The organism is Flavobacterium sp. LC2016-01, assembly GCF_009711135.1.
Taxonomy (GTDB): domain Bacteria; phylum Bacteroidota; class Bacteroidia; order Flavobacteriales; family Flavobacteriaceae; genus Flavobacterium.
The window spans coordinates 148,362-173,945 of the sequence record NZ_WMIC01000002.1 but is presented as its reverse complement, the minus strand read 5'-3'; the positions used below and the strand labels follow the sequence as shown (position 1 = coordinate 173,945).

Here is a 25,584-nt window from a genome sequence, read left to right as displayed (position 1 = left end):
AATATAGAATAAAAAACTTAGAACCTTAATATCTCAGGATCTTAGTAACTTAGAAAGAAATGACAGAAAAAAGAAGAGACCTTGTATTAGCAGGATTAGAACCGTTAATTATTACGCCCGAAAGTGTTTTTGTAAACGTTGGGGAACGTACAAATGTAACAGGTTCAAGAAAATTCCTAAGATTAATCAAGGAAGAGAAATATGACGAGGCGCTTGATATTGCAAGGCAACAGGTAGAAGGTGGAGCACAAATCATCGATATTAATATGGATGAAGGAATGCTTGACGGTGTTACTGCGATGACTAAATTTTTGAATTTAATTGCGGCAGAACCAGACATTTCGAGAGTGCCGATTATGATCGACAGTTCGAAATGGGAAATCATCGAAGCGGGTCTTAAAGTAGTTCAAGGAAAAAGTGTTGTCAACTCGATTTCGTTGAAGGAAGGCGAAGAAGCCTTTATTCACCACGCCAAATTAATCAAACGTTACGGGGCGGCGGCCATTATCATGGCTTTTGACGAAGTAGGTCAGGCCGATAATTACGATCGTCGAGTGGAGATTTGTCAGCGTTCGTATGATATTTTGGTGAATAAAGTTGGTTTTCCTCCGCAGGATATTATTTTCGATTTGAATATTTTCCCGGTTGCAACGGGAATGGAAGAACATCGCTTAAACGCTTTGGACTTTTTTAGAGGGACAAAATGGGTTCGTGAAAACCTTCCGCACGCACATATCAGTGGTGGCGTAAGTAACGTTTCGTTCTCTTTTAGAGGAAATGATACCGTTCGTGAAGCCATGCACTCGGTATTTTTATACCACGCGATTAAAAACGGAATGACGATGGGAATCGTAAATCCGGAGATGTTGACGATTTATGATGATATTCCAAAAGACTTATTAGAACACGTTGAAGACGTAATTTTAGACAGACGCGACGATGCGACGGAACGACTTTTGGATTTTGCTGAAAACGTAAAAGGCGAAGTAAAAAGTGATGAAAAAGCGGTTCAGGAATGGCGTTTTGGAACGGTTCAGGAACGTATTACACATTCATTGGTAAAAGGAATTGATGCTTTTATTGAAGAAGATGTTGAAGAAGCTCGTTTAGCGGCAACAAAACCAATTGAAGTTATCGAAATCAATTTGATGACGGGAATGAATGTGGTCGGAGATTTATTTGGAAGCGGAAAAATGTTCCTGCCTCAGGTGGTAAAATCGGCACGTGTAATGAAAAAAGCGGTGGCTTATTTATTGCCTTTTATTGAAGCAAGTAAACAAGCCGGAGACAAACAAGGAAATGGAAAAATCCTGATGGCAACTGTAAAAGGTGACGTTCACGATATTGGTAAAAACATCGTTTCGGTGGTTTTGGCCTGTAACAACTACGAGATTGTAGATCTTGGTGTTATGGTGCCTCCGGAAAAAATTATTGCAGCGGCAATCGAGCACGAAGTTGACATTATTGGTCTAAGCGGATTGATCACGCCTTCGCTTGACGAAATGGTGTATTTAGCCAAAGAATTAGACAAACAAGGAATTAAAATCCCGATTATGATTGGCGGGGCAACGACTTCGCGCGCGCATACAGCCGTGAAAATCGCACCTCAATATAGAGAAACTGTAATTCACGTAAACGATGCTTCAAGAGCCGTTACCGTTGCAGGAAATCTGTTAGATCATAACCGAAAAATATATGCAAGCGATATTCGTGCAGAATATGATGCTTTTAGAGAAACGTTTTTGAATCGCTCAAGAGACAAAAACTTCCTGACGATTGAAGATGCCCGTAAAAATAAATTACCATTGGATTGGAGTGAATACACACCAACTAAACCAAAAGTAATTGGAAAACAAATTGTCGAAGTTGAATTAGATGTTTTAGAACCATATATCGACTGGACACCATTTTTTCAAACTTGGGAATTACATGGAAAGTTTCCTGCAATTTTAACCGATGAGATTGTGGGAGAGCAGGCAACTTCTGTTTATAACGATGCTAGAGAAATGTTAAAAACTATTCTAGCTGAGAAAAAACTAAAAGCCAAAGGTATTTACGGAATTTTCCCTGCGAATCAGGTTGATGATGACGATATCGAATTGCGTGATGAAAATGGAAAAGTTTTGGAGAAATTCCTAACGCTTCGTCAGCAGTCACAAAAAACAAAAGGTGCTCCAAACATCGCTTTAGCCGATTTTATTCTGCCAAAAGAAAGCGGAATAGAAGATTATATGGGAGCCTTTTGTGTGACCACCGGTTTTGGTGTAGATGAATGGGCAGCAGAATTTGAAAAGAATTTAGACGATTATAATTCGATTATGGTGAAAGCACTTGCGGATCGTTTTGCAGAAGCTTTCGCCGAATATCTTCACGAAAAAGTTCGTAAAGATTTCTGGGGTTACGATAAAGAAGAATCGTTAACCAACGAAGAATTGATTAAAGAAAATTATAAAGGAATTCGTCCGGCTCCGGGTTATCCAGCTTGTCCAGATCACTTAGAAAAACCAACGATTTGGAAGCTTTTAAATGTAGCCGAAGAAATTGGAGTTACGTTGACAGAAAGTATGGCGATGTGGCCAGCTTCATCGGTTTCTGGGTATTATTTCGGAAATCCAAAAAGCAGGTATTTCGGACTCGGAAAAATAAAAGAAGATCAGGTAGTAGATTACGCCAAACGACGCAATGTTCCAACGGATTACGCAATGAAGTGGTTAAATCCTAATATAGCAGATTAAATTAGTCTAAAGTCAAAAGTCTTAAAGTCCGAAAGGAAAGACTTTCGACTTTCGACTTTCAAACTTTAAGACTTAAAATGAAAGTAACAGAGCATATAGAAAACGCCAAAGGAAAAACATTATTCTCATTTGAAATTATTCCGCCTCAAAAGGGGAAAAGCATTCAGGAATTATACGATAATATCGATCCGTTGATGGAGTTTAAGCCACCATTTATTGACGTAACAACGTCTCGTGAAGAGTATATTTATATTGATCGCGGTAACGGACTTTTGGACAAAAAATTGACTCGTATGCGTCCGGGAACGCTTGGAATTTGCGCTTCTATAAAGCATAAATACAATGTTGATACCGTTCCGCATTTGCTTTGCGGTGGATTTACGCAGGAAGAAACCGAATATATGCTGGTGGATTGCCAGTATTTGGGAATCAACAATGTAATGGCACTTCGCGGTGATGCCATGAAAGACGAACAATCTTTTGTGCCAAAAGCGGGTGGAAATCATTATGCGATTGATTTGGTTCGCCAAATCAACGATCTAAACTGCGGGAAATATCTGCATGAAGTGATGGATATTGACAACAAAGCTGATTTTTGTATTGGTGTTGCAGGTTATCCTGAAAAACATTTAGAATCACCCTCTTTACAATCAGATTTAAAAAGATTAAAAGAAAAAGTTGACGCAGGAGCAGATTATGTGGTAACACAAATGTTTTTTGACAACTCTAAATATTTTGCCTTTGTAGAAAAAGCAAGAGAAATGGGCATCACAATTCCGATTATTCCTGGAATTAAACCAATTGCTGTTCAAAGACATTTACAAGTTTTACCACAGATTTTTAGAATTGATCTACCGGAAGATTTAATCGATGCCGTAGATAAATGCAAAAATAACGCTGAAATTAAACAAGTCGGAATTGAATGGGCAATTCAGCAGTCATTAGAATTAAAAGCTGCCGGAGTTCCTTTTTTACATTATTATTCAATGGGGAAATCGGAAAATATTCGCCAGATCGCGAGTCAGGTTTTTTAAGGTTTTTACGGATTGAACTTTGTCAAAGTTTAAAACTTTGACAAAGTTGTTCGAGTCTAGTTCCTCGGAAGACAAGAATAGGCTTAATTTGGAATTTGGTATTTTTTTATTGGAATTTAATTTAAGAATTATGAAAAACGAAGAACTACAAGCCATAGCCTCTCAATTAAAACTTCCATCGGGAGAAAAAGGAATAGAAATGGCGAACATGATGAACGAAACGAACATCAATATGACGCGCCATTCAATTCAGAATCTAAATATATCCAAAGAAAATAAAATTCTGGAATTGGGCCACGGAAACGCTGGACACCTTGAATTTCTGATGGAACAAGCAGACAATTTGAAATATTACGGACTGGAAATGTCGGAACTAATGTTTCAGGAAGCACGCCAGATTAACCGAAATTTTGTCTCTCAAAAACAGGCTTTCTTTTCACTTTATGACGGAAACGCAGTTCCGTTTGAAGATGATTCTTTCGATAAAATATTTACCGTAAATACGATTTACTTCTGGCAAGAACCAGAAAAATTACTTTTAGAAATTTACAGAGTTTTAAAATCAAGCGGAAATTTCTGTTTGACATTTGCTCAGGAAGATTTCATGAAACAACTTCCGTTTACTCAATTTGAATTTGAACTTTACAGTACTGAAAAAGCACAAAAACTAATTGAAAAAACAGCTTTTAAAATTGTTTATATTGAAAGCCAGACAGAACAAGTAAAAAGCAAAACAGGCGAACTTGCCGACAGGGTTTTTACGACGATTGTTTTGGAGAAATAGAATGAAGTTTTTTTTAAACACATAGAAACATAGGTTTATAGTTCAGTCGAAAAGAACTAAAAGAAAAATACATTTTTCACACATAGCTATGTTTGTTTAAATAAATGAAATGCCTTTTTAGACAAAGAAAAGCTATGTTTCTATGTGTTAAAAATAATTGCTTATAAGATTGTTTTTTTGAGTACTTTCATGTTTCTGAATTATAATCCTTAAAATTTATGGAAGTTAAAAAAATCAATTTTTTACAGAATTACAGTAGCATACTTTTGCTTCTGGGCGGTATTATAATCGGAAGCATTTTTGGATTAGTATTCGGAGAAGAAGTTTTAGTAATAAAACCAATTGGTGATATATTTCTGAACTTACTTTTTACAGCTATTATTCCGCTTATCTTTTTTACAATTGGTTCTTCGATTGCTAATTTGGAGAGAACGGAGAAATTAGGAAAACTGTTTGTTATTATGGTATTGGTTTTTCTGGCTACGATTCTTATTTCAGCAATTGTGATGATTTTCGCCGTTTATCTTTTTCCCATTCATCAGGATATAGCCATTACCAAAGTTCCGTTTGAAAAAATTGAATCAGGATCAGTGGGAGATCAAATTGCAAAATTGGTTACGACAAATGATTTCTTTGAACTGCTGTCACGAAAAAGCATGTTGGCTTTGATTATTTTTTCTTTTTTAATTGGATTTGCAACCTTACAGTCAGGAGAAAAAGGAAATGCTTTCAAGAGTTTTCTGGATTCTGGAAACGAGGTAATGAAACAGCTTTTAAACATTATAATGAAATTTGCCCCAATTGGTTTGGGAGCATATTTTGCTTATCAGGTTGGTATTTTTGGACCACAGCTGTTTGGTGTTTATGCAAAACCTATGGCGGTTTATTATGCTGCCTGTGTTTTTTATTTCTTTGTCTTTTTTAGTTTGTACGCACTTGTTGCTGGCGGAAAAAGAGCTTTTAAAGTTTTTTGGAGCAATAATATCACACCGTCATTAACAGCGGTAGGAACTTGCAGCAGTATTGCAACTATTCCTGCGAATTTGGATGCAGCAGAAAAAATGGGCATTCCGGCACATGTTCGAAATTTGGTAATTCCGCTTGGTGCGCCTTTGCATAAAGACGGTTCGAGTATGTCATCTATCTTAAAAATAACTTTTTTATTCGCCATGTTTGGGAAAGATTTTACAGATCCTATGACGATTCTTTTAGCGTTAGGAATTACTGTAATTGTTTCGATTGTTGAAGGCGGAATTCCAAATGGAGGTTATATTGGCGAAATCTTAGCCATAACCGTTTATGGTTTCCCGATGGAACAAGCACTGCCAGTCGCCATGATTTTAGGAACTTTAGTTGATCCAATTGCAACTTTGCTAAATGCAAATGGGGATGTAATTTGTTCGATGATGGTTTCGCGATTTTCGGAAAAAACCAAATGGTAGACTATTTCAATTTCGAAGTAAATCTTTGGTAGATAATACTTTTAAATACATCGATTGTTTCTTGGCATTAGTATAAAATTTTAAGCCGTTATTTTATTATAAAGTAGTTTTACCGACACAAAAACACTTTGTTTTGAATCGTAAAACTGTCTTAGTAATAATCTTATTTTTTCTTGTATTAAAAATACAGGCACAATTGTGTACTGGAAGCTTAGGTGATGCTGTTGTGAAGCTCGATTTTGGATCAGGAACAGCTTCCCACGGAACAGCTCTGGGAACTGGAATTACAAGCTACACTTGGACAACTGCAGATTTTCCAAACGACGGTTCTTATACCATCGAAAAAACAACCAATACGCCCGGCACCTGGTGGACAACGACAGATCATACAGGCGGAGGTTATATGATGGTTGTCAATGCGAGTCTTTCAACCACTGATTATTTTTATAAAAACACGGTTACAGGTCTTTGTCCAGATACTACTTATGAGTTTGCGGCCTGGATTATGAACTTACTGCGCTCAAACGATACTAGTCCGCCCAATATTACTTTTACTATCGAATCAACTTCTGGAACTATTTTAGGAACTTATAATACAGGAGACATTGGTTTGAGTTCAAGTGCAGTCTGGAAACAATATGGTTTCTTTTTTACGACTCCGACGGGAATTTCTACTGTAGTTATCAGAATGCGAAATAATAAAGCCGGTGCTGCGCCAGGAAACGATATTGCTTTAGACGATATTACTTTTAGAGCGTGTGGACCAACAGTTACTTCCTCTGTACAAAACAATACCAGCACTAATTTAACGATTTGTCAAGGCGATTCTCAAAGTTATACCTTGACAGGAACGGTATCTTCGGGATATTCAAATCCGGCTTATCAATGGCAAGTCAGCAGTGATAATGGAACAACTTGGACTGACATTTCAGGAGCAAATACATTAACCTACTCTTTTGTCCCCAACTCGACAGTGGGCACTTATTTATATCGCATGGCGGTTGCACAAAGCGCAAATATTTCCTCGGCATCTTGCCGGGTTGTATCAAACACTATCAGCTTTAAAGTAAATGAAAGCACCGTTGTTCCAACTTTCACAACTGTGCAGCCAACATGCGATGTGCCAACTGGAACTATAAGTATTACTGCTTCGGCAAATACAACTTATAGTATTGATGGAACCAATTATCAGGCATCTGGTATTTTTTCTAATTTGCCGGGCGGCGATTATAATGTTACGGCAAAACTGAGTACAGGTTGTGCTTCAACACCAATTGTGGCACATATCAATACAGTTGCTTCATCAAGTGCTGTCCCGACATTTTCTGTAATACAGCCTGTTATTTGTTCTAATCCTTTAGGAACAATTACTTTTACAAGTTTAGATTACGAATATAGTTTTGATAATGGTATAAGTTGGTCTGTCAGTAATTCTAAATCAGGATTAGAAGCTGGAGATTATTTAATAAAAAGCAGAAACAGTTCGGGCTGCGAAACAACGGCTGTTACAGTTTCAATTTTAGTGCCACCTGGTTATCCGCCAACACCAACAACTTCGGTAATTCAGCCGGATTGTATGCTCTCAACGGGAACAATAACAGTTTCTGATTCGGCAGCATCTTATAGTTTTGATAATGGAGCATCTTGGATAACTTCCAATTCAAAAGATAAACTAGTTCCGGGAATTTATAAAATTCTTATTAAAAACAATTTAGGCTGTGTTTCTTTAGTGCCAAATGAAGTTGAAATAAAGGCTTATATCAATACAGAACCACTTCCGTCAGCAGTAAGTCCGCAGACTTTTTGTATACAGCAAAATGCGAGTTTACAGGACATTTCAATAAACGGCCAGAATATAAAATGGTACGATGCTTCTTCAAATGGGAATTTATTGTCTGCGGCGACAATTCTAGGAAACAAAACCTATTACGCATCACAAGCAATTTCCATTTGCGAAAGCGAAAGAATTCCAGTTCTTGTAATTATTCAAAATACACTACCTCCAGTAGGAGATTCAGAACAAAATTTTTGTACCTCACAAAAACCAACAATTGGAAATCTAACTGCTGTTGGGACAAATGTTGTTTGGTATGACAGTGCAGTAAATGGTCAAATTTTATCTTCAACAACAAATTTAATAAATGGGACAGCCTACTTTGCATCACAGACTTTAAATGGGTGTGAAAGTGGAAATCGTCTGGCAGTTTCGGTTTCTATAGCTGTCCCATCTTTATTATTGAATAATGTTTCGGCTAATGTTTGTGATGAATTAAACGATGGAACTGAAATATTAAATCTTAATAATTATAATGCCGAAATAACTTCATGTCCTTCATGCATTTTTAATTATTACACTACATTAAGCGGTGCCGAAAATCAGATTACTGTTGAGAAAATCGAGAATGCTTCAAGTTATAATTTAGCAGATGGAACAACTTTAATTTATGTCAGAATTGATTCTGATGATAAGTGTTTTCAAATTGCGGAACTAAATCTGACACTTGTAAATGTCCCTGTAATTTCAATTTCTGATACTGTTTCTTTATGCCAAAATAAAGATGTCGAAGTTCATGCAGGCTCTGGTTTTGATGGTTATTTGTGGTCAAATGGAGCTTCTTCAGAATCAATAATTATTACAGAAGCCGGTTCTTATTCGGTAACTGTTACTCAAAATCATGGAAACGTCATTTGTTCTTCGACAAAAGATTTTCAGGTTAAACTCTCTAATAGTGCCACAATTAAAAATCTAGCTGTTCAGGATTGGACAGATTCAGATAATGTAATTGAAGTACAATTGGCGGATTCAAGTTTAGGAAATTACGAATATTCAGTTGATGGAAATACGTATCAGGACAGCAACATTTTTTCGGGATTAGCAACAGGTGATTACATCGTATATGTTCGTGATAAAAATGGCTGCGGAATTGTAAATCAAGAAGTATTTCTGCTGAATTACCCGAAGTTTTTTACTCCAAACCAAGACGGTTATAATGATACTTGGGGAATAAAATTTTCAGAAACAGAACCCTCAATAATTACCAAGATATTTGACCGTTACGGAAAATTTTTGAAAGAATTAAATGCTTACAGTACTTGGGATGGTACTTTTAACGGAAAAGAACTTCCATCTTCAGATTATTGGTTTGTTGTAACACGAGAAAACGGAAAAGTTTATAAAGGACATTTTAGTATGAAAAGGTAGCTGTTTTTTGGTGTATTTTTTCGGATGAAATGGAGATTATTCACTAAATTCGGGAAAAACATTTTAAAGCAGAAAAAATGAACTCAGTATTGCAAAATGATCTTAATGATTTTGAAAATATTCTTGAAAAAACAAAACAGCAGGGAATTGATTTCTTAAATAATCTCGAAACGATTCCTACTTCAAATAAAAACACAATTGATCCTGCGGCTACTTTAAACGAGTTTGGTTTAGGTTCAATTGCAGCATTAAATGAATTTAATGAAAGACTGGCACCGCTTATGGTTTCTTCGCCGGGACCGCGTTATTTAGGATTTGTTACCGGAGGTTCGACTCCAGCATCAATTGTTGGTGATTGGCTGGCTTCGGTTTACGATCAAAACACACAGGCGATCAAAGCGCAGGGAGGTGCATCGGCATTGATTGAATTCGAAACCATTAATTTTTTATTACAGTTATTAGAATTGCCGGATACATTTTCTGGCGGATTTGTAACTGGTGCTACGATGTCAAATTTTACCTGTTTAGGAGTTGCCAGACAGTGGTTTGGAAAACAGTCAGGAAAAGATTTTGCTAGAAACGGAATTTCTGAACCTATTTCAATTTTAACTGCAACACCACATTCTTCTTCTATCAAATGTTTATCAATGTTAGGAATTGGCAGTCAAAATTATACGGCTGTAAAAACAATTGAAGGCAATCGTGAAGCCATAGATTTATCTGATTTAGAAGAAAATATTAAAAAATTAAACGGAAAACCTTTTATCTTAATTTCAAGTGCAGGAACGGTTAATACAGCCGATTTTGACGATTTTGAAGCCATTGCAGCATTACGTGAAAAATATAATTTCTGGTGGCATATTGACGCTGCTTTTGGCGGATTTGCAGCTGTTTCAGATAAATTCAAACATTTAGTTGAAGGTTGGGAAGGAGCAGACAGCATTACAATTGATTGTCATAAATGGCTGAATGTACCTTATGAAAGTGCTTTTTATTTGATAAAAAAAGACCATTTAAGTTTACAGATCGAAACGTTCCAGAATTCTAATGCACCTTATTTAGGAAATCCGCTGGAGAATTTTAATTATTTAAATGTTCTTCCTGAAAATTCACGACGTTTACGTGCACTTCCGGCGTGGTTTGCGCTGCGCGCTTATGGGAAAGACGGATTTAAAGATATTGTTGAAAACAGTACAGCATTGGCGCTTCATTTTGCCAACGCTTTGATTGAAACAGGAAGTTTTGAATTGTTGGCTCCAATTCGTCTTAATAATGTTTGTTTTACTTTAAAAGGAAATCATAATCAAGAGAAAGTAAATGAGTTTTTGACGATTTTGAATGATAAAGGAAAAGTTTTTATGACGCCGACATTTTATCAGAATAAAAAAGGAATCAGAGCTTCTTTCGTGAATTGGCGCACAACCGAAGATGATATTAAGATTATTATTGACGAAATGAAAACTTCTATTTTAGATCTTGAAATATAAAGGTTCTAAAAATATAAAAGAGCCTGTTAACTACATACAGGCTCTTTACTAACACAAAAAAAAACAAAAAACAAGAATCGAAAGGTTGATTAAAGTATGAAATTGTACCATTTCTCTTTGCAAATATAATACTATTTATATCAAGTCTAAATAAAAATAAATAAAAAAAGCATATAAATTATTAATCGTTTGAAAACGAGATGATAAAGTGTGTTTGAAAAGAAAGAAAGCTTTAAGAGCTATCTAAAAAAGAAAAACCAATTTATTCTTAAGAACAAATTGGTTTTAATAGTATAGTGATTTGAAAAAACTACTTAGTAATTTCTCTAAAAACCGCTTCCAGATTTTTGTTTTTTTGATTCAATTGTAATGTTTTTAAGCCATTTTCATTGGCAAAATCGAAGATGGCTGGGCGCATGTCTTTCTCGGTTACAAAAGTAAGTTCCCAAGTCATGTCATGTGTGTTAACATATGAAGTGATGTTTTCCAGTTTTGCCAACAGCTGTTGTTCTACCTGATAATCAAATTCAACTTCTATAACTTGCTCTTTATTGGCAGATACTAAATGATCTAATTTATTATCGGCTACAATTTGTCCTTTGTCAATAATTATGACACGATCACAAATCGCTTCGACTTCCTGCATAATGTGTGTCGATAAAAAAACGGTTTTATCTTTTCCCACATTTTTAATTACATTTCGAATTTCCATTAACTGATTCGGATCCAGACCTGTAGTTGGTTCATCCAGAATTAAAACATCAGGATTGTGCAATAAAGCATTGGCAAGTCCAACACGCTGGCGGTATCCTTTTGATAATTGGCTTATCTTTTTATGACTTTCCGGTGTCAGTCCTGTCAGTTGAATTACTTCTTCGATTCTTGATTTTGGAACTTTATAAACATCGGCATTAAAAGCCAAATATTCACGAACATACAAATCTAAATACAGCGGATTATGCTCTGGCAAATACCCAATCGAGCGTTGCACCTCTTTAGTGTTTGTCATGACATCGTGGCCATTTACAAGGGCTGCGCCACTATCAGCAAGTAAATAAGTGGTCAAAATTTTCATTAAAGTAGATTTTCCAGCTCCATTTGGACCAAGAAATCCGACGATTTCTCCTTTGTTGATTTTAAAAGAAATTTCATTTAAAGCTTTTTGCTCTCCGTAACTTTTTGATATGCTGTTTACTTCTATCGACATTGACTTTTTATTTACTGCAAAAGTAAACAGAAATAGTTTCGATTACTACATTTTGTCTTCTAAAAATGATGATAAAAAATAGGAGAGTCCTTTATTCACGGCATCGTTATTGTTAAAGGAATGCTAAATTAAAATACACCCAAATCATGAAAAATTTTTTAGTGATAGCTGCCCTAGCTATCTGCAGTTTTGCAAATGCACAAAAAGGAACAATTTTAGTAGCTGGAAGCATTGGTTACACTTCTGAAAAATCAGAATACCAATTTAGCGAAGACAAAACAAGTACGTTTACTTTTTCTCCAAAAGTAGGTTACCAATTTAACGACAACTGGACAGTAGGAGGAGAAATTGCAGCAACTTCATCTGATGTGGATGCAGGTACGAAACGTAAAGACAATAATTTTAGAATTGGAGGTTTTGTACGTTATTCTGTGCCGTTAAGCCAAACGTTTTCGGTTTTTGCAGATATGGGAGCAGGTTTCCAAAGCGAAAAAAACAAGATCTACGCTAATAACGGAAATAGTTATGTGAAATATAAAGGAAATGGTGTTTATATTGGTGTAACACCGGCTCTTTTTATTAACATGAAAAAAGGTTTTGGTCTAAACTTCAATATTGGTGGTTTAGGATACGAAACATTAAGTTTTGATAACAATGGAGAAGATTACAGCAAATTCTTCTTCAATTTTGGTCAGACATTTAATATTGGAGTTTCTAAAAACTTCTAATCTTAATTTTTATTCAATTTCAAAAAGCATCTGCTCCGGCGGATGCTTTTTTTTTTAATTTATGTTTTTACAACTGCTTGTTAATTAATTGTTATGAAAATAATTGCTCAGTTTTTGTGGCATCTTTATTGTTAAATCTATATAAAATTTAACAAATCTCAACAATTATGAAAAAAATGTTACTTATTGCAATGTTAACTGTTTTTGGTGTTATGAACGCTCAAAAAGGATCTGTTTTGGTTATGGGAAATCTTGAATATAATTCTCAAAATGGAACAGCTGTAAATTCAGAAATCAAATCTAGATCTTTTGTTTTTTGGCCAAAAGTGGGGTACCAATTTCACGAAAACTGGACAGCCGGTATTGAAGGAGGAATTGGGAATGCAAAAACGGAATCCAAGTTTGTTGAAAGTTCTGAAAGTAAATCAGATGTTTTTTCGTTAGGAGGTTTTTTGCGTTACTCTAAACCTTTAAATCAAACTTTTTCTGCTTATGTTGATTTAGGATCGGGATTTCAGAACCAGAAGAGTACAAATAGTAACGGGTCTATTTCGTCAGTTGATAAAGGCAATGGGTTTTATGTTAGCCTTACCCCTGCAATTTTCATTAATGTTAATAATGGGTTTGGTTTAAATTTTAATGTAGGAGGTTTAGGGTACAATACTTTTAATTATGAAAATGAAAATGTAAACGATTTTAAAAACTTTAATTTCTCTTTCGGAAAAGCATTTTCTGTAGGTATTTCAAAGAATTTTTAATCGGGAAATAAATATTCAATTTTAGAAAGCATCCGCCACGGCGGATGCTTTTTTGTTTTAAAGTTTGTGTTTTTTAGATGCACTTGTTATGTAATTGTTATTAAAACAATTACATGTTTTTTGTGGCATCTTTATTGTTAAAACTATATAAAATTTAATAAATACCACATATGAAAAAAATTCTAGTTATTGCTGCATTGGCTATTTTTAGCTTTGCGAACGCCCAAAAAGGGTCAATTTTAGTAATGGGAAGTATTAGTTACAACTCTCAGACAACTTCTTATAATGCTGGAGATAATAAACAGCATTATTTTTCTTTTGCTCCAAAAGTAGGTTATCAGTTCCATGAAAACTGGACAGCGGGTATCGAAGGTGCTGTAGGAACTTATGAAAATAAAGATGAAGATTTGTTGCTGCAAAAAACAAATAATTTTAAGGTTGGAGGTTTTGTTCGTTATACAAAACCATTAAATCAAACCTTTTCATTTTATACTGATTTGGGTTTAGGTTTTCAAAACCAAAAAGAAAGAATTATAAACCCGGCAGATGGAGGAAATGATCAAAAAGCTGATGGAGTATATGTTACTGCTACTCCAGCTATTTTTATCAATGTTGATAAAGGTTTTGGCATCAACTTCAATATTGGCGGTTTAGGTTATAATACTTTAAACTATGATAATGGCGGAAGAGATATTAAAAACTTTAATTTTAGTTTAGGCCAGGCATTTTCTGTAGGAGTTTCAAAGAATTTTTAATTTCGAAACAGTATATAATTAAAAAGCATCTGCGAAAGTGGATGCTTTTTTTTAACTAAAAGGTCTTTTAAAAATATAAAGTTCTAGTCTAGCCCCGATAGAAGCGGTATCCTTTTATGGCAGTCCCGATAGCTATCGGGAGCCATAAAAGATATAGCGGATAGCGGGACAGAAGGTGTTATGAAAACGAAATTTCTGCTTCAAAAAATAATGCCAGCAAGAGTGAAGCTGAAACCGAATCATAACTAATTTCGAGCTCCACTTGCTGACATAAAAAAACAAAAATTATATTGTAATAAAATATTAATCCACAGGGTTTTCAACGGCAGTTCTCATTTCTTGAGCCGCTTTTACCATTTCAATTAGGGCTTTTTTAGTTTCGTCCCAATGACGCGTTTTTAAACCACAATCCGGATTTACCCATAATTGATCTACCGGAATTACAGATGAAGCTTTCTGTAACAGTTTCACCATTTCCTGACTTGATGGCACACGAGGCGAGTGAATATCATAAACTCCTGGTCCAATTTCGTTTGGATATTTGAAGTTGGCAAACGCATCTAAAAGTTCCATTTGCGAACGCGAACATTCGATCGTGATAACATCAGCATCCATATCGGCAATATTTTGAATAATGTCGTTGAATTCGCTGTAACACATGTGTGTGTGAATTTGTGTGTCGTCATTTACACCGCTTGCCGAAATTCTGAAAGCTTTAACGGCCCAATCTAAATATTTTGCCCATTCTTCTTTTCTTAAAGGCAAACCTTCGCGAATGGCTGGTTCATCAATTTGAATGATTTTGATTCCGGCTTTTTCTAAATCGACCACTTCGTCACGAATTGCCAACGCGATCTGTGTACAAGTTTCAGAACGAGGCTGATCGTTACGTACAAACGACCATTGTAAAATGGTTACAGGACCTGTAAGCATTCCTTTTATCCATTTTGGAGTCAATGATTGCGCATATTCTGACCATTTTACAGTCATAGGATTTGGTCTTGAAACGTCACCGTAAATAACTGGAGGTTTCACGCAACGGCTTCCGTAACTCTGAACCCAGCCATTTTTAGTGAACGTAAATCCGGATAATTGCTCTCCAAAATATTCCACCATATCATTACGTTCGAATTCTCCGTGAACTAAAACGTCAATTCCAGTTTCTTCCTGAAAACGAATTGTAGCTTCGGTTTCTTTTTCGATTAAATCGTTGTATTCTTGGGTAGATAATTCTCCTTTTTTGAATTTTGCTCTCCAGCTTCTTACTTCAGCAGTTTGAGGGAAAGAACCAATTGTTGTTGTTGGGAATAACGGTAATTTTAAGGCTTCAATCTGGCTTTTTCTTCTTACAGAAAATGTACTTTTTCGTTGATCATCAGAAGCTGTAATTCCGGCAACACGCGCTTTAACTTCGCTGTTATGAATTAATTTTGAAGTTTTTCGGTTTTCATTTGCAATCACGTTTCTTTCGTAATCAATTGAGTTTTTAAAGTCAATTTCGTTTGAAGCCGATAATTGTTTTAAAATTACAATTTCATTGATTTTTTGCTTCGCGAAAGCCAGCCATTGTTTGATTTCTGGCGTTAGTGTTTCATCATTCGTTTCTAATTCTAAATCGCACGGACTGTGAATTAAAGAACAAGATGGAGCGATTAAAATTCGGCTTTCACCTAAAGTATCAACCGCTTTTTTGATTATTTCTAATGATTTTTTGAAATCATTTTTCCAGATATTTCTTCCGTCAACAACTCCAAGTGAAAGATTTACGTTTGAAGCCAGTTTTCCAGATTCTAAAATATCATCTAATTGAAGCGGACAACGCACTAAATCTAAATGGAAAGTATGAACTGGCAAAGCCAAAGCGGTTTCCAAATTCTCTCCGAAACAGTCAAAATAATTCGCCAAAACAATTTTAAGTTTTGGAAAACGAATGTTGATTTCGTTGTAAACTTGTGTAAACGTTTTTCTTTCTTTATCAGTTAGATTTAGAGCTAAGAAAGGCTCGTCTAATTGAATATATTCGGCGTTTTCGGCCTGTAATTTTTCAAAAATTTCGAAGTAAACAGGAAGCAATTTATCAATAAGATCAATTCGGTGAAAACCTTCTTCTTCTTCTTTTTCTTTTCCTAGAAGCAAATACGAAATTGGCCCAATTAAAACGGGTTTTGTTTTAATTCCGATTGCATTTGCTTCTTTGAATTCATCGATTATTTTTTCAGAAAACAATTCAAACTTTTGGTTCTTTGTGAATTCGGGAACAATATAATGGTAATTGGTATCGAACCATTTTGTCATTTCCATTGCCACAACATCCTGACCTTCTTTTTGCGATCCTCTTGCCATTGCAAAATACAAATCCAGAGCCGAATTGTTTTTTGCCAATTCATGGTAACGTGCCGGAATTGCTCCAACTGTTAAAGTTAAATCCAAAACTTGATCATAAAAAGAGAAATCATTAGACGGAATTAAATCAACGCCTGCTGAAGCTTGTAAATGCCAGTTTTTGCTGCGAATTTCTTTTCCGACTGTGATAAGTTCTTCTGCAGAAATTTTTTCAGCCCAGTACAATTCAGATGCTTTTTTAAGTTCTCTGTTGCTGCCAATTCGTGGGTAACCTAAGTTATTTGTTTTCATTTTTTCACTCAGTATTTTTTACTGAACAAATTTATGTTAATGGATTTTAAAACTTATATTTGAGGTTTATTTCAGTAAAATGTGTTTTTAAATTGGAATTTAAAAGATTTATTTACTGGGAATGTCTTTTTAATGAACCTTTAGCAGTAAAAAAAACTATGGAAAATCTAGATAAAACTGATTTGTTGATCCTGAAACATCTTCAAGAGAACTCAAATATCAATACAAAAGACCTTGCGAGTAAATTATTCTTAACGGTTACGCCAGTTTATGAACGAATAAAACGATTAGAAAGAGATGGTTTTATAACTAAATATGTAGCGTTGTTAGACAAGCAAAAAATGAATCGGGGTATGACGGTTTTTTGCAACGTTCGTTTAAAAGAACACGCCAAGAATGTGGGAAGCAATTTTGTGAAAGATATTGTCGCCCTTCCAGAAATTATAGAATGTTATAACATTGCCGGCGATTATGATTTTATGCTGAAAATTCTAGTAAAGGATATGGCTAGTTATCAGGATTTTGTAATGAATAAGCTTTCTACAATTGAAAATATTGGAAATACGAATAGTATTTTTGTAATGGGAGAAATTAAACATAGTACGGCATTAGAATTTTAAAGAGAAAGAAAATCTTAAAATAAAATGTATTTTTGAAGTGAAATCTACAATCTAAAATATCAAAATGAACTGGGAACAACTTTTATCATTAAAACGTCAAGGAGATACAAGCAAAAGATTACGCGTAGAACAAGATGATACACGTTTAGGTTTTGAGGTCGATTATGACCGAATTATCTTTTCATCGGCATTTCGATCTTTGCAGGATAAAACACAGGTTATTCCGCTTTCAAAAACAGATTTTGTGCATACAAGATTGACGCATAGTTTAGAAGTTTCTGTTGTAGGAAGATCTTTAGGGCGTTTGGTTGGTAAAAAAATCATTGAAAAATATCCTTATTTAAAAGAAATTCACGGTTATCATATGAATGATTTCGGTGCTATTGTTGCGGCGGCATCTTTGGCGCATGATATTGGGAATCCTCCGTTTGGACATTCTGGTGAAAAAGCAATTGGGGAATATTTTTCGATTGGAAAAGGATTGAAATACAAAGACAAGCTTACAGCAAAACAATGGCAGGATTTAATTGATTTTGAAGGAAATGCCAACGGATTTTCGGTACTTACAGCTAGTCGTCCGGGAATTGAAGGCGGACTTAGAATTTCGTATGCGACTCTGGGCGCTTTTATGAAATATCCAAAAGAAAGTCTTCCTAAAAAACCGACCACTAATATTGCCGATAAAAAGTATGGTTTCTTTCAGTCTGATAAAGCATTTTTTGAGGAAGTCGCTCAGGATATGGGAATGATTGCCAATAAAGAAGAAGGCGATATTGGTTTTGAACGCCATCCTTTGGCATATCTTGTTGAAGCAGCAGATGATATTTGCTACACGATAATTGACTTTGAAGACGGAATCAATTTAGGTTTGGTTTCTGAAGATTATGCTTTAGAATACTTGATTAAACTGGTAAAAGATAATATTGGTGTTGCCAAATACAAATTATTGGAAACCAAAGAAGATAGAATCAGTTATTTGCGTGCTTTGGCAATTGGTGCATTGATCAATGATGCCGTTGATGTTTTTATCGAAAATGAAGAAGCGATTCTGTCTGGAAATTTCCCTTTTGCTTTAACTGATAAAAGCAAATACAAAGCGCAGATGAATGATATTATCAACTTAAGTGTCGAGAAAATTTATCAAAGCCGCGAAGTTATCGAGAAAGAAATTGTGGGCTACCAGATTATCCAGACTTTACTAGATAAATTTATTACAGCATTTAACAACAAATTTGAAGGAACGGCATCAAATTACGATAAGCTGATTCTGAAAATGCTTCCTGAAAAACATCATTTAGAAAAAGGCAACTTATATGAGCGTCTGCTTCATATTTGCCATTATGTTTCGCTTTTGACAGATGGAAATGCACTGGAATTATATGAAATGATTCAAGGACGAAAAAAGAGATAATGTCCTTTTGCTATAAAAGAAACAGCCGATAAAATATTTGTTTTATCGGCTGTTTCTTTATGTGAGAAGTTATTTATTGAAAAGCATAAACTAAACCAACACCAAGAACTTGACGTAATTGTGTTCGTGGTCCATCGTTAACTTGTGATTTTGCTCCAGTAATTGGGTCAATAACATCTTTTTTGGTTTTAATATCGTCATCATAAACAAGATGCAAGCCTATATTTGCTTTAACGTAAGCATTTACAACAAGATCTAATTTGGTGTCATAATCAACATCGACGTTTCCAAATTTATTTAAGTAATCCGTATATAAGCTCAGACGATTTTCGTAAAAAACGTTTTTATAAATCTCTGTTTTCATATATCCTGTAGCAAGTATACCAAATTCGGCTTTTACTTTCTGGCCTTCCTGAACCAATATTTGATTATTAGGATCAGCAGGATCAGCTATATAAACAGCTTTTTTAACCCCAAATGATCCTTGATTGGCTAAATATTGATCTAAAACCAAAGTAGTCTTTAATGTAATTGGAGAGAAATAGAACGTTCTGTTTTTCTTTTTGTTTGAATTCTCAGCTCCAGCTCCAAGGAAAATGTACGCTGGTGCAAAAGGTTTAGAGATTGCAATGTCTCGGTTTGGATAATTGTAACCGTTTGTAAACTGGGTATTGAAATTGAATTTTGAAGAGTAATACCAGTTTGAAACGGTATCTTTTCTAAAACCGTAAGTTGAATTGAATTGAACGGCGTCATCGGTTTTTCTTAATTCAATTCCGTCTTGTTTATTTAAGCCGTATTTAACAATAAGTTCGTTTACCCACTTATGATTTCCTTTAACGTAAGTTCTTCCAAATTCGCCTTTAAATAATCCAGAAATCGAACTTGTTCCCCCCGCGCTCCAGTTCACAAAAGCAATCTCAGAAATATCAAAACCCAGCTGATTTTTTTTAGTCCAGTTTGATGGAAGTTTCGGCAGTTGATTTGGGTCTAAAGTTGTTTGAATAATTTGAGCAAAGTTATGTGAAGTACACAATAGCAATAACAGCAAAAGGGTAGAACGCAATAATTTCATTAGGCTTATTTTAGTTTTTGGTTGTGCAAAATAATTATTTTGAATCGTTTGAAAAAAGATTTATTAAACTTTTAACGTCAATTTTACATAAATGTTGCAGTTCCGGAATGCTTCCATGCTCAATAAAATGGTCTGGAATACCTAAAATTTCAATCTTATTTTTAAAATTATTTGCTGCTGCATATTCTAAAACAGCGCTTCCAAAACCGCCATTTTTAACCCCGTCTTCAATTGTAATAATGGCTTCAAAGGTAGAGAATATGTGTTTTAATGTATTGATGTCTAATGGTTTAATAAAACTGAAGCCGTAATGAGCAATATTGTCTGGATTGCCGCATTCTTGTAAAGCTTCAATAACATTATTTCCAATTGTTCCGGTCGAAAGCACTGCAACTTTCGTACCGTTTTTTAGACATTTTGCAGGACCAATTTCAATTTTTTCATATTGTCCGAAATTTTCTACTTCCCAATTTGGTAAAACACCTCTGCCGCGCGGATATCGAATCGCGATGGGGTGATTTAACCCTAATTGTGCCGTATATAAAATGTTTTGCAGTTCAATTTCGTTGATTGGCGCATAAATAATCAGATTCGGAATTGCTCTTAAATAAGCAATATCAAAAACGCCGTGATGCGTTGCGCCGTCTTCGCCGACTAATCCGGCTCTGTCGAGACAGAAAATAACGGGCAAATCTTGCAGAGCCACATCATGAATCACTTGATCGTAGGCGCGCTGTAAAAAAGTCGAGTAAATATTGCAGTATACGATCATACCTTGTGTAACCATTCCTGCAGAAAGTGTTACGGCATGCTGTTCGGCAATTCCAACATCAAAAGCACGCTGAGGCAATTCATCCATCATGAATTTTAATGAACTTCCTGATGGCATTGCAGGCGTGATTCCGATAATTTTTTCATTCTTTTTGGCCAAATCTAAAATAGTTAAGCCAAAAACATCCTGATATTTTGGAGGAAGATTTTCTTCCGATTTTATATGAATTTCTCCGGTCGAAGCATCAAATTTTCCAGGGGCATGGTATTTCACCTGATTTTCTTCAGCTTGCTGTAAACCTTTTCCTTTTATGGTTACAATGTGAAGAAATTTCGGACCTTTTATCTTTTTTAGGCGATTTAATTCTTTGATTAATGTCGGGAAATCATGTCCGTCAATGGGTCCCGAATAATCGAAATTCAGTGATTTGATGATATTATTCTGTCTCGGATTTTTCCCGTTTTTAACAGCAGTTAAGTATTTTTTTAATGCGCCGACACTTGGATCAATTCCGATAGCGTTGTCATTTAGAATAACTAAAATATTAGCATCCGTAACTCCGGCGTGATTTAATCCTTCAAAAGCCATTCCGCTTGCGATGGAAGCGTCGCCAATTACAGCAACATGCTGTTTATCAAAATCGCCTTTTAATTTAGAAGCAATCGCCATTCCGAGCGCTGCAGAAATAGAAGTGGAGGAATGCCCAACTCCAAAAGTATCGTACACACTTTCGCTTCTTTTAGGAAAGCCAGAAATACCGTTTATTTGTCGGTTAGTATGAAAATTTTCTCTTCTTTCAGTTAAGATTTTATGTCCATACGCCTGATGGCCAACATCCCAGACCAATAAATCTTCGGGTGTATTGAAAACGTAATGCAAAGCAATTGTAAGTTCTACAACTCCTAAACTGGCTCCTAAATGACCTTCTTTTACAGAGACAATATCAATTATAAAATCTCGTAATTCTTTGGCCAGCTGTGGTAATTGAGTTTCGTCGAGTAAACGTAAATCAGCAGGATTGTATATGTTTGAAAGTAAATTGCTTTTCATTGTAAGGTAAAAAGCAAATTTACGGTTTTAAATTTAATTTTATGAATGAGATATTTAACGATACGCTATTGTAATGTTATTGGCAATGAATATTGTATTCTTATTTTTTTTCCATTGGATTCTCCAGGCTGCCATTTTGGACAAGATTTTAAAACTCTGATAATTTCATTTTCTATGCTTTTATCAATAGCTGGATCAGCTTGTAAAAAAGACATTGAGCCATTTTTCTCTACCGCAAACGCAATTCTAATTTTTAGATTTGAATCAGAAATGTTTTCGGGTTGTTTAAACTCTTTTGCGAAAAAGTTATAGAATTGTTCGATACCGCCCGGGAACTCTGCATTTGTCTGCATTACAGCGCCTGTAACAAAAGCAACATCATCTTCTTCTTCTCCTTTTGCCTTCTCGCAATTGATTTTTACTGATTTTTGAGTGCTTGTTTTTTTAGTATTAATTGGAGAGTTAACAAATTTTACCTGATCAACTTTTGGAGGCGGTGGAGGAGGCGGTACATTTGCCTTCGCAGTATCTTTTGGATCAAGAGGAGTTTCTCCAACAACGATTCGCTCTTTCGCCACAGTATCTGTTACAACTTCAACTTTATCAATTTTTTGCTTTTTACCATCTTTATTTTGACAGCTAAACAAAGTCGTTCCCATAGCAATGAACAATGCTAAAAGAAACATTTTACTATAATGAGTTTGAGAATACAAAATACGATTAGGAATTTGAATGGTTATTGAATCTAATTGCGATTTTTTGAATCTTCCGCAAATTTTATTGCTTTGATTTTGAATAAAAAAATGCTGAATTTCCTCCGGAAGCATTGACGTAAAATCAATAACAGTTTTAGAACAGCTCATACAAAATCGGCCATTTTCATTTGGAGTCATTTTGTTCCAGTTTTCGTGGCATGGTTCAGGAATTGTAATTTTAAGATTTCTTTCCATTATTTAATTGTAATTGGTAAAATATAAGAAGAACGGACAATTTTGCCGTTAAGCTTTCCGGGAATCCATTTTGGAGCTGTTTTCAAAACTCTAATGGCTTCTTCTCCAATTTCTTTTGATGTATTTCTAACGATGTTGAAATTGCTTAAAGTACCATCTTCTTCTACAACAAATACAACAAAAGCTCTTTCTTTAGATTTTTCTGTAGGTTTTGAGATAACATAGTTTTGTTTAAAAAACTCAACGAATTTTTTCATTCCATTTTCTGGAACTGGAGAAATATCTAAATCAGTTGAATTGTATATTGGGTGATAGTTAAAACTTCCAGTTTGAATAGAATTTGGAGCAATTAGATTTCCCATTACAAATTTCTGTCTAGTTTTTTTTGAGTTTGCTCTTTTAGATTCGAATTGATGTCCATAACATACAGAAGGAGCTTCACTTTCTTCTTGATTTTGTTCTGCATTATCAACAACTTCTATAGAAGCAATTTTCTTTTTGTTTCCATCGTTGTCTTGACAACTAAATAAAGTTGTTCCCATAGCAATGAATAAAGCCAGTAAAAACATCTTATGATAATGTGTTTGAGAATAAACAATCCGACTCGGAATTTGAAATGTGATTGTTTCTAATTGTTCATTTTTAAATCTTCCGCAAATAGTATTGTTTTGATTCTGAATAAAAAAATGCTGAACTTCTTGCGGAAGCATGGACGTAAAATCAACAACGGTTTTAGAACAGCTCATACAAAAACGGCCATTTTCATTTGGCGTCATTTCGTCCCAATTTTCATGGCATGGTTCCGGAATTGTTATTTTAAGATTTCTTTCCATATTCAGATATTAGAAATTAAATGTAATAAAAAATACATACCAATTAATTGATTTTTAAAACGTATTGGGAGCAATTATTTATTGACTTAAATTTAATTCTGTTTCTTCCTTACTCTCTCCGGTTTTAAAAATTTGCATGGAGGTAATTTTTGAAAATTTTCTTTTTCTTTTTTCCGGATTCAAAGTGTCGAGTTCAAGTGTGATAGGTAGATTGTAATAAGTTCTAACTTTCTTTCCCATGGTTTCGCCCGGAGTCCAATTTCTGGATTTTTCGAGAACCCGTTTTGCTTCTTCCCCAGTTCCAAAACCAAGGTCTTCAATTATTTTGACATCATCTAAACTTCCATTTTTTTCAATCACAAATGACATTTTAATTACTCCGGTTGATTTTTTTAAATCTTTAGGGATTTTGAATTCTTTTCTCAAAACATCATAAAATAGTTCAATTCCCCCCGGATAATCAGGTAAAACATCAATCCCTACGCCTCCATAAACTGTAGTGTCTTCATAAATTTCAGCGTAAGGCATTGTTTCTGCGGGTTTTGTTTCTGTGAAGGAAAAGAATTTTTCTTTTTTGAGTAGTGAACGACTTTTGCGTTTTGTATATTTTGTTTCTGGAGTTGTATCATTGCTTACTGCAATCTCTTCTTTATGAGGAGTTTTTGTAACCAAAGAATCTTCAATTACTTCAACTTTGTCGATCTTTTGTTTATTTCCATCTTTATCCTGACAGCTAAACAAAGTAGTTCCCATAGCAATAAACAATGCCAATAAAAACATTTTGTGATAATGCGTTTGTGAATATAAAACGGCACTCGGAATTTGAATTATAATAGTATCTAATTGTGATTTTTTAAATCTTCCACAAATTTTATTGTTTTGATTTTGAACAAAAAAATGCTGAATTTCATTAGGAAGCATCAAAGTAAAATCAACAACGGTTTTAGAACAGCTTATACAAAATCGGCCATTTTCATTTGGCGTCATTTCGTCCCAATTTTCATGGCATGGTTCCGGAATTGTTATTTTGTATTTTCTTTCCATATTCAGATATCAGAAATTAAATGTAATAAAAATTATTTCAAAACCTTATTTTTGCACTTATGATAAATCCTTTCACCGACGAATATTTTATGAAAAAAGCTTTGCAAGAAGCTGAAATGGCTTTTGATAAAGGCGAAATTCCTGTTGGAGCCATTGTTGTTGTTGCTGATAAAGTTATTGCAAGAAGTCATAATTTAACTGAATTGCTGAACGACGTTACCGCTCATGCCGAAATGCAGTCCATTACTGCGGCGGCAAATTTCCTTGGCGGGAAATATTTAAAGGATTGCACACTTTATGTAACGCTTGAACCTTGCCAAATGTGTGCAGGTGCGCTGTATTGGAGCCAAATTTCAAAAATTGTTTTTGGCGCACGCGACGAACAGCGTGGCTTTATTGCTATGGGAACTAAACTGCATCCTAAAACTACCGTTGTTTCTGGAGTTATGGCAAATGAAGCGGCTGATTTAATGAAACGTTTTTTTCTTGAAAGACGGAAGTAGGCTAGTTTTTTTCTAAAATAAATAAAACATATAAAAGCATAAAAACACCATAAAACCATTAAAACAAATTATATTGTAAAATGCGTTTTCAGTAAATTGTTTTTCAGAAAGAAGTATCTTCAAACTGATCGCTATTGAAAAAAGTAATACGAGAAAAAAGTAAAATTGAATTCCTTTTGGACTTAAACCATTGACAAGTAGTTTAGTGTAATCCTTATTTTTTGACTTAACATTTGTAACACTTTTAAAAAGCAGTGAGTATTCAATTGCTATATCAGCGTCATCAACAACATATTTTTCAGTTGTAAAAGTGAATCCTTTTTTTGTGAAAAAATGGTAAGAAATGCTTTTGCCTTTTACTTCTCTTGTCGAATAAGAAATTATAATATCATTAGCTTTTGTTGTTGGCAAAAGAAAAAAATCAGCAAAAGATATTGCGATAAAAAAAGTAACTACCGCTAACGCACGAATGACAAATGATTTGTACTTTATTATAAATTCACTTTCCGAGGAGTATTGAGACATAAATTAACTAAATTAAATGCTTTAGCAAGATATTA

20 protein-coding genes are annotated in these 25,584 nt (G+C 34.7%); 12 read left to right on the top strand and 8 right to left on the bottom strand.

The window, feature by feature from the left end; all coding sequences use genetic code 11:
• Positions 1-59: 59 nt before the first annotated feature.
• From metH to GKZ88_RS05125, 6 genes are all read left to right on the top strand, one after another.
• Positions 60-2,735 (top strand): methionine synthase, encoded by a 2,676-nt coding sequence (gene metH / locus GKZ88_RS05150; RefSeq protein WP_155101329.1) that lies wholly within the window; start codon positions 60-62, stop codon positions 2,733-2,735.
• Positions 2,736-2,812: 77 nt separating this feature from the next.
• Positions 2,813-3,769, top strand: a complete 957-nt coding sequence (gene metF / locus GKZ88_RS05145) for a methylenetetrahydrofolate reductase [NAD(P)H] (RefSeq protein WP_073483305.1) — start codon at positions 2,813-2,815, stop codon at positions 3,767-3,769.
• Positions 3,770-3,899: 130 nt separating this feature from the next.
• The gene (locus GKZ88_RS05140) at positions 3,900-4,553 is read left to right on the top strand and encodes a class I SAM-dependent methyltransferase (protein WP_155101328.1); all 654 of its coding nucleotides are present in this window, start codon (positions 3,900-3,902) and stop codon (positions 4,551-4,553) included.
• Between the two features lie 218 nt (positions 4,554-4,771).
• Positions 4,772-5,995: a dicarboxylate/amino acid:cation symporter gene (locus tag GKZ88_RS05135; RefSeq protein ID WP_155101327.1), complete on the top strand. Its 1,224-nt coding sequence runs from the start codon at positions 4,772-4,774 to the stop codon at positions 5,993-5,995.
• Between the two features lie 133 nt (positions 5,996-6,128).
• Entirely contained in the window at positions 6,129-9,197 is a 3,069-nt protein-coding gene (locus tag GKZ88_RS05130) for a T9SS type B sorting domain-containing protein (RefSeq protein ID WP_155101326.1), read from the top strand.
• 77 nt (positions 9,198-9,274) lie between these two features.
• Positions 9,275-10,684, top strand: a complete 1,410-nt coding sequence (locus GKZ88_RS05125) for a pyridoxal-dependent decarboxylase (protein WP_155101325.1) — start codon at positions 9,275-9,277, stop codon at positions 10,682-10,684.
• A gap of 310 nt (positions 10,685-10,994) precedes the next feature.
• On the opposite strand, the gene gldA is transcribed toward GKZ88_RS05125, so the two are convergent.
• Positions 10,995-11,891, bottom strand: coding sequence for a gliding motility-associated ABC transporter ATP-binding subunit GldA (gene gldA / locus GKZ88_RS05120; RefSeq protein ID WP_155101324.1), 897 nt, complete (start codon positions 11,889-11,891; stop codon positions 10,995-10,997).
• Between the two features lie 146 nt (positions 11,892-12,037).
• Here gldA and GKZ88_RS05115 point away from each other — a divergent pair, with 146 nt between their 5' ends.
• The 3 genes from GKZ88_RS05115 to GKZ88_RS05105 all read left to right on the top strand — a co-directional run bounded on the left by GKZ88_RS05115 (position 12,038) and on the right by GKZ88_RS05105 (position 14,132).
• A complete protein-coding gene (locus tag GKZ88_RS05115; RefSeq protein WP_155101323.1) occupies positions 12,038-12,619 on the top strand; it encodes an outer membrane beta-barrel protein in 582 nt (193 codons plus the stop codon).
• 167 nt (positions 12,620-12,786) lie between these two features.
• A complete protein-coding gene (locus GKZ88_RS05110) occupies positions 12,787-13,377 on the top strand; it encodes an outer membrane beta-barrel protein (protein ID WP_196216448.1) in 591 nt (196 codons plus the stop codon).
• Positions 13,378-13,547: 170 nt separating this feature from the next.
• Positions 13,548-14,132 carry an outer membrane beta-barrel protein gene (locus tag GKZ88_RS05105; RefSeq protein ID WP_155101322.1) on the top strand — a complete coding sequence of 195 codons (585 nt, stop codon included), beginning with the start codon at positions 13,548-13,550 and terminating at the stop codon, positions 14,130-14,132.
• A gap of 303 nt (positions 14,133-14,435) precedes the next feature.
• Here GKZ88_RS05105 and metE read toward each other — a convergent pair whose 3' ends face one another.
• Positions 14,436-16,766, bottom strand: coding sequence for a 5-methyltetrahydropteroyltriglutamate--homocysteine S-methyltransferase (gene metE, locus GKZ88_RS05100; RefSeq protein ID WP_155101321.1), 2,331 nt, complete (start codon positions 16,764-16,766; stop codon positions 14,436-14,438).
• Positions 16,767-16,924: 158 nt separating this feature from the next.
• Between metE and GKZ88_RS05095 the strand changes: the two genes are divergently transcribed.
• Both GKZ88_RS05095 and GKZ88_RS05090 read left to right on the top strand, forming a co-directional pair.
• Positions 16,925-17,386 (top strand): Lrp/AsnC family transcriptional regulator, encoded by a 462-nt coding sequence (locus GKZ88_RS05095; protein WP_129053166.1) that lies wholly within the window; start codon positions 16,925-16,927, stop codon positions 17,384-17,386.
• 64 nt (positions 17,387-17,450) lie between these two features.
• Positions 17,451-18,797: a deoxyguanosinetriphosphate triphosphohydrolase gene (locus tag GKZ88_RS05090; RefSeq protein ID WP_155101320.1), complete on the top strand. Its 1,347-nt coding sequence runs from the start codon at positions 17,451-17,453 to the stop codon at positions 18,795-18,797.
• 73 nt (positions 18,798-18,870) lie between these two features.
• Here GKZ88_RS05090 and GKZ88_RS05085 read toward each other — a convergent pair whose 3' ends face one another.
• The 5 genes from GKZ88_RS05085 to GKZ88_RS05065 all read right to left on the bottom strand — a co-directional run bounded on the left by GKZ88_RS05085 (position 18,871) and on the right by GKZ88_RS05065 (position 24,521).
• Positions 18,871-19,872, bottom strand: coding sequence for a DUF3078 domain-containing protein (locus tag GKZ88_RS05085; RefSeq protein ID WP_155101319.1), 1,002 nt, complete (start codon positions 19,870-19,872; stop codon positions 18,871-18,873).
• Positions 19,873-19,906: 34 nt separating this feature from the next.
• Positions 19,907-21,694 carry a 1-deoxy-D-xylulose-5-phosphate synthase gene (locus tag GKZ88_RS05080; protein WP_155101318.1) on the bottom strand — a complete coding sequence of 596 codons (1,788 nt, stop codon included), beginning with the start codon at positions 21,692-21,694 and terminating at the stop codon, positions 19,907-19,909.
• A 65-nt stretch (positions 21,695-21,759) separates the two neighbouring features.
• Complete coding sequence (locus tag GKZ88_RS05075) at positions 21,760-22,644, bottom strand: hypothetical protein (protein WP_230392463.1); 885 nt, start codon at positions 22,642-22,644, stop codon at positions 21,760-21,762.
• On the bottom strand, positions 22,644-23,477 hold the full coding sequence (locus tag GKZ88_RS05070) for an energy transducer TonB (protein ID WP_155101317.1): 834 nt from the start codon (positions 23,475-23,477) through the stop codon (positions 22,644-22,646). The genes GKZ88_RS05075 and GKZ88_RS05070 overlap by 1 nt, the downstream gene beginning before the upstream one ends.
• A 78-nt stretch (positions 23,478-23,555) precedes the next feature.
• On the bottom strand, positions 23,556-24,521 hold the full coding sequence (locus GKZ88_RS05065) for an energy transducer TonB (RefSeq protein WP_155101316.1): 966 nt from the start codon (positions 24,519-24,521) through the stop codon (positions 23,556-23,558).
• Positions 24,522-24,580: 59 nt separating this feature from the next.
• Here GKZ88_RS05065 and GKZ88_RS05060 point away from each other — a divergent pair, with 59 nt between their 5' ends.
• Positions 24,581-25,024, top strand: a complete 444-nt coding sequence (locus GKZ88_RS05060) for a nucleoside deaminase (protein ID WP_155101315.1) — start codon at positions 24,581-24,583, stop codon at positions 25,022-25,024.
• A 12-nt stretch (positions 25,025-25,036) separates the two neighbouring features.
• On the opposite strand, the gene GKZ88_RS05055 is transcribed toward GKZ88_RS05060, so the two are convergent.
• Entirely contained in the window at positions 25,037-25,549 is a 513-nt protein-coding gene (locus tag GKZ88_RS05055) for a hypothetical protein (RefSeq protein ID WP_155101314.1), read from the bottom strand.
• Positions 25,550-25,584: the final 35 nt, after the last annotated feature.